The organism is Escherichia sp. WS33, assembly GCF_046486385.1.
Taxonomy (GTDB): Bacteria; Pseudomonadota; Gammaproteobacteria; order Enterobacterales; family Enterobacteriaceae; genus ECMA0423.
In genome coordinates this window covers 1-4,646 of the sequence record NZ_JBJQLJ010000063.1, presented here as the reverse complement: position 1 = coordinate 4,646, position 4,646 = coordinate 1, and the positions used below count along the sequence as shown (strand labels likewise).

The following is a 4,646-nucleotide window of genomic DNA, read 5'->3' as shown; positions in this document are numbered from 1 at the left end:
TTTGCCTGGCGGCCGTAGCGCGGTGGTCCCACCTGACCCCATGCCGAACTCAGAAGTGAAACGCCGTAGCGCCGATGGTAGTGTGGGGTCTCCCCATGCGAGAGTAGGGAACTGCCAGGCATCAAATAAAACGAAAGGCTCAGTCGAAAGACTGGGCCTTTCGTTTTATCTGTTGTTTGTCGGTGAACGCTCTCCTGAGTAGGACAAATCCGCCGGGAGCGGATTTGAACGTTGCGAAGCAACGGCCCGGAGGGTGGCGGGCAGGACGCCCGCCATAAACTGCCAGGCATCAAATTAAGCAGAAGGCCATCCTGACGGATGGCCTTTTTGCGTTTCTACAAACTCTTCCTGTCGTCATATCTACAAGCCATCCCCCCACAGATACGGTAAACTAGCCTCGTTTTTGCATCAGGAAAGCAGCTATGAACCACTCCTTAAAACCCTGGAACACATTTGGCATTGATCATAATGCTCAGCACATTGTATGTGCCGAAGACGAACAACAATTACTCAATGCCTGGCAGTATGCAACCGCAGAAGGACAACCCGTTCTTATTCTGGGTGAAGGAAGTAATGTACTTTTTCTGGAAGACTATCGCGGCACGGTGATCATCAACCGGATCAAAGGTATCGAAATTCATGATGAACCTGATGCGTGGTATTTACATGTAGGAGCCGGAGAAAACTGGCATCGCCTGGTAAAATACACTTTGCAGGAAGGTATGCCTGGTCTGGAAAATCTGGCATTAATTCCTGGTTGTGTCGGCTCATCACCTATCCAGAATATTGGTGCTTATGGCGTAGAATTACAGCGAGTTTGCGCTTATGTTGATTGTGTTGAACTGGCGACAGGCAAGCAAGTGCGCTTAACTGCCAAAGAGTGCCGTTTTGGCTATCGCGACAGTATTTTTAAACATGAATACCAGGATCGCTTCGCCATTTTAGCCGTAGGTCTGCGTCTGCCAAAAGAGTGGCAACCTGTACTAACGTATGGTGACTTAACTCGTCTGGATCCTACAACAGTAACGCCACAGCAAGTATTTAATGCGGTGTGTCATATGCGCACCACCAAACTCCCTGATCCAAAAGTGAATGGCAATGCCGGTAGTTTCTTCAAAAACCCTGTTGTATCTGCCGAAACGGCTAAAGCATTACTGGCGCAATTTCCAACAGCACCAAATTACCCCCAGGCGGGTGGTTCAGTAAAACTGGCAGCAGGTTGGCTTATTGATCAGTGCCAGCTAAAAGGGATGCAAATGGGTGGGGCTGCGGTGCACCGTCAACAGGCGTTAGTTCTCATTAATGAAGACAATGCAAAAAGCGAAGATGTGGTGCAACTGGCACACCATGTAAGACAAAAAGTGGGTGAAAAATTTAATGTCTGGCTTGAGCCTGAAGTCCGCTTTATTGGTGCATCAGGTGAAGTGAGCGCAGTGGAGACAATTTCATGAAGGATAACACCGTGCCACTGAAATTGATTGCCCTGTTAGCGAACGGTGAATTTCACTCTGGCGAGCAGTTGGGTGAAACGCTGGGAATGAGCCGGGCGGCTATTAATAAACACATTCAGACACTGCGTGACTGGGGCGTTGATGTCTTTACCGTTCCGGGTAAAGGATACAGCCTGCCTGAGCCCATCCAGTTACTTAATGCTGAACAGATATTGGGTCAGCTGGATGGCGGTAGTGTAGCCGTGCTGCCAGTTATTGACTCCACGAATCAGTACCTTCTTGATCGTATCGGAGAGCTTAAATCGGGCGATGCCTGTGTTGCAGAATACCAGCAGGCTGGCCGTGGTCGCCGGGGGCGGAAATGGTTTTCGCCTTTTGGCGCAAACTTATATTTGTCGATGTTCTGGCGTCTGGAACAAGGCCCGGCGGCGGCGATTGGTTTAAGTCTGGTTATCGGTATCGTGATGGCGGAAGTATTACGCAAGCTGGGAGCAGATAAAGTTCGTGTCAAATGGCCTAATGACCTCTATCTGCAGGATCGCAAGCTGGCAGGCATTCTTGTGGAGCTGACTGGCAAAACTGGCGATGCGGCGCAAATAGTCATTGGAGCCGGGATCAACATGGCAATGCGCCGTGTTGAAGAGAGTGTCGTTAATCAGGGGTGGATCACGCTGCAGGAAGCGGGGATCAATCTCGATCGTAATACGTTGGCGGCCATGCTAATACGTGAATTACGTGCTGCGTTGGAACTCTTCGAACAAGAAGGATTGGCACCTTATCTGTCGCGCTGGGAAAAGCTGGATAATTTTATTAATCGCCCAGTGAAACTTATCATTGGTGATAAAGAAATATTTGGCATTTCACGCGGAATAGACAAACAGGGGGCTTTATTACTTGAGCAGGATGGAATAATAAAACCCTGGATGGGCGGTGAAATATCCCTGCGTAGTGCAGAAAAATAAGAAAGGGGAGTATTCGCTCCCCTGCAAATTATTTGCGTAGTCTGACCTCTTCTACCGCATGATTTGCACTTTTCGTCAGGATTAAACTGGCGCGCTCACGAGTAGGTAGAATATTTTGCTTTAAGTTCAGCCAGTTGATCTCTTTCCACAATGTCATGGCAGTCTTAATCGCTTCTTCTTTAGTTAATTTCGCGTAGTTATGAAAATAGGAATCCGGGTCGGTAAAAGCCCCTTCGCGGAATTTCAGAAAACGGTTGATATACCATGTCTGAAGTAAGTCTTCCGGTGCATCAACATATATCGAAAAATCGACAAAATCAGAAACAAATACATGATGTGGATCGTGTGGATAATCCATCCCGCTCTGTAAGACATTTAACCCTTCAAGAATTAAAATATCAGGCTGAACAACCGTTTTATCTCCATCCGGGATCACATCATAAATAAGATGTGAGTAAACAGGTGCTGTAACGTTTGGCACGCCGGATTTGAGATCGGAAACAAACTTCACCAGGCGATGCATATCATACGATTCCGGGAAGCCTTTCTTCTTCATCAGACCACGTTCTTTCAGAACCTGATTAGGGTGAAGGAAGCCATCTGTAGTGATCAGTTCAACACGACGATGTTCCGGCCAACGGCTTAATAGCGCCTGCAATACACGGGCGGTTGTACTTTTCCCCACCGCGACACTGCCAGCAATACTGATAATGTAAGGAATGCGTTGCCCGTTGGTACCAAGAAACTGTTCCAGAACTGCCTGACGGCGCAGATTCGAGCTTATATAGAAGTTCAGCAAACGTGACAAAGGTAAATAGATCTCGGCAACTTCTTCTAACGAGAGATCTTCATTAATACCTTTGAGACGGGCGATCTCATCTTCCGATAACGTCATAGGTACGGAATCACGCAGAGCTGCCCACTGGTTGCGGTCAAACTGTAGGTAAGGCGTCATTAACGTTTGCTCTTTTATACTCATAAGCATGTTTCTGGCGGTCATAGCTCTATCGGCAAAGCGATATTTGCCATGGCGCGTCACAGTTCTGTTGAATGGGTTAATGGGCAGGAGGGTAACACCAGATGGGGAGGAATAATAAGAAAAAATCTCTGCCAGGAAGCTATCGTTGAAAAGCAATGTGACAGATATTCCATCTGATAAAAAGAATTATGGTTTAGCAGGAGCGCATTGTTGAGCACAATGATGTTGAAAAAGTGTGCTAATCTGCCCTCCGTTCGGCTGTTTCTTCATCGTGTCGCATAAAATGTGACCAATAAAACAAATTATGCAATTTTTTAGTTGCATGAACTCGCATGTCTCCATAGAATGCGCGCTACTTGATGCCGACTTAGCTCAGTAGGTAGAGCAACTGACTTGTAATCAGTAGGTCACCAGTTCGATTCCGGTAGTCGGCACCATCAAGTCCGGTGGGGTTCCCGAGCGGCCAAAGGGAGCAGACTGTAAATCTGCCGTCACAGACTTCGAAGGTTCGAATCCTTCCCCCACCACCAATTTCGGCCACGCGATGGCGTAGCCCGAGACGATAAGTTCGCTTACCGGCTCGAATAAAGAGAGCTTCTCTCGATATTCAGTGCAGAATGAAAATCAGGTAGCCGAGTTCCAGGATGCGGGCATCGTATAATGGCTATTACCTCAGCCTTCCAAGCTGATGATGCGGGTTCGATTCCCGCTGCCCGCTCCAAGATGTGCTGATATAGCTCAGTTGGTAGAGCGCACCCTTGGTAAGGGTGAGGTCGGCAGTTCGAATCTGCCTATCAGCACCACTTCTTTTCTCCTCCCTGTTTTTTCCTTCTGTTTATTGCATTCAACAAGTCGGGCATGTTGCCTGGTTGATGTGGTGATATCACCGATTTATCCGTGTCTTAGAGGGACAATCGATGTCTAAAGAAAAGTTTGAACGTACAAAACCGCACGTTAACGTCGGTACTATCGGCCACGTTGACCATGGTAAAACAACGCTGACCGCTGCAATCACTACCGTACTGGCTAAAACCTACGGCGGTGCTGCTCGCGCATTCGACCAGATCGATAACGCGCCGGAAGAAAAAGCTCGTGGTATCACCATCAACACTTCTCACGTTGAATACGACACCCCGACCCGTCACTACGCACACGTAGACTGCCCGGGGCACGCCGACTATGTTAAAAACATGATCACCGGTGCTGCTCAGATGGACGGCGCGATCCTGGTAGTTGCTGCGACTGACGGCCCGA

Annotated in this window: 4 protein-coding genes, 4 tRNA genes and 1 rRNA gene; 8 read left to right on the top strand and 1 reads right to left on the bottom strand. The window is 48.2% G+C overall.

Features of this window, described 5'->3' with window-relative positions:
* Window positions 1-4 precede the first annotated feature (4 nt).
* The 3 genes from rrf to birA all read left to right on the top strand — a co-directional run bounded on the left by rrf (window position 5) and on the right by birA (window position 2,413).
* A 5S ribosomal RNA gene (gene rrf / locus ACJHXA_RS23525) occupies window positions 5-120 on the top strand.
* Between the two features lie 302 nt (window positions 121-422).
* Window positions 423-1,451 carry a UDP-N-acetylmuramate dehydrogenase gene (gene murB / locus ACJHXA_RS23520; protein WP_001016689.1) on the top strand — a complete coding sequence of 343 codons (1,029 nt, stop codon included), beginning with the start codon at window positions 423-425 and terminating at the stop codon, window positions 1,449-1,451.
* Window positions 1,448-2,413: a bifunctional biotin--[acetyl-CoA-carboxylase] ligase/biotin operon repressor BirA gene (gene birA, locus ACJHXA_RS23515; RefSeq protein WP_000654614.1), complete on the top strand. Its 966-nt coding sequence runs from the start codon at window positions 1,448-1,450 to the stop codon at window positions 2,411-2,413. Before murB ends, birA begins: the two co-directional genes overlap by 4 nt.
* Before the next feature lie 28 nt (window positions 2,414-2,441).
* Here birA and coaA read toward each other — a convergent pair whose 3' ends face one another.
* Complete coding sequence (gene coaA, locus ACJHXA_RS23510; protein WP_000023081.1) at window positions 2,442-3,392, bottom strand: type I pantothenate kinase; 951 nt, start codon at window positions 3,390-3,392, stop codon at window positions 2,442-2,444.
* A gap of 361 nt (window positions 3,393-3,753) precedes the next feature.
* On the opposite strand from coaA, the gene ACJHXA_RS23505 reads away from it, so the two are divergent.
* The 5 genes from ACJHXA_RS23505 to ACJHXA_RS23485 all read left to right on the top strand — a co-directional run.
* A tRNA-Thr gene (locus tag ACJHXA_RS23505) sits at window positions 3,754-3,829 on the top strand.
* An 8-nt stretch (window positions 3,830-3,837) separates the two neighbouring features.
* A tRNA-Tyr gene (locus tag ACJHXA_RS23500) sits at window positions 3,838-3,922 on the top strand.
* A gap of 116 nt (window positions 3,923-4,038) precedes the next feature.
* Window positions 4,039-4,113: transfer RNA gene (locus ACJHXA_RS23495), tRNA-Gly, on the top strand.
* Between the two features lie 6 nt (window positions 4,114-4,119).
* Window positions 4,120-4,195: transfer RNA gene (locus tag ACJHXA_RS23490), tRNA-Thr, on the top strand.
* 114 nt (window positions 4,196-4,309) lie between these two features.
* The coding region (locus tag ACJHXA_RS23485; protein ID WP_000031698.1) for a GTP-binding protein at window positions 4,310-4,646 on the top strand (337 nt) is incomplete at its 3' end.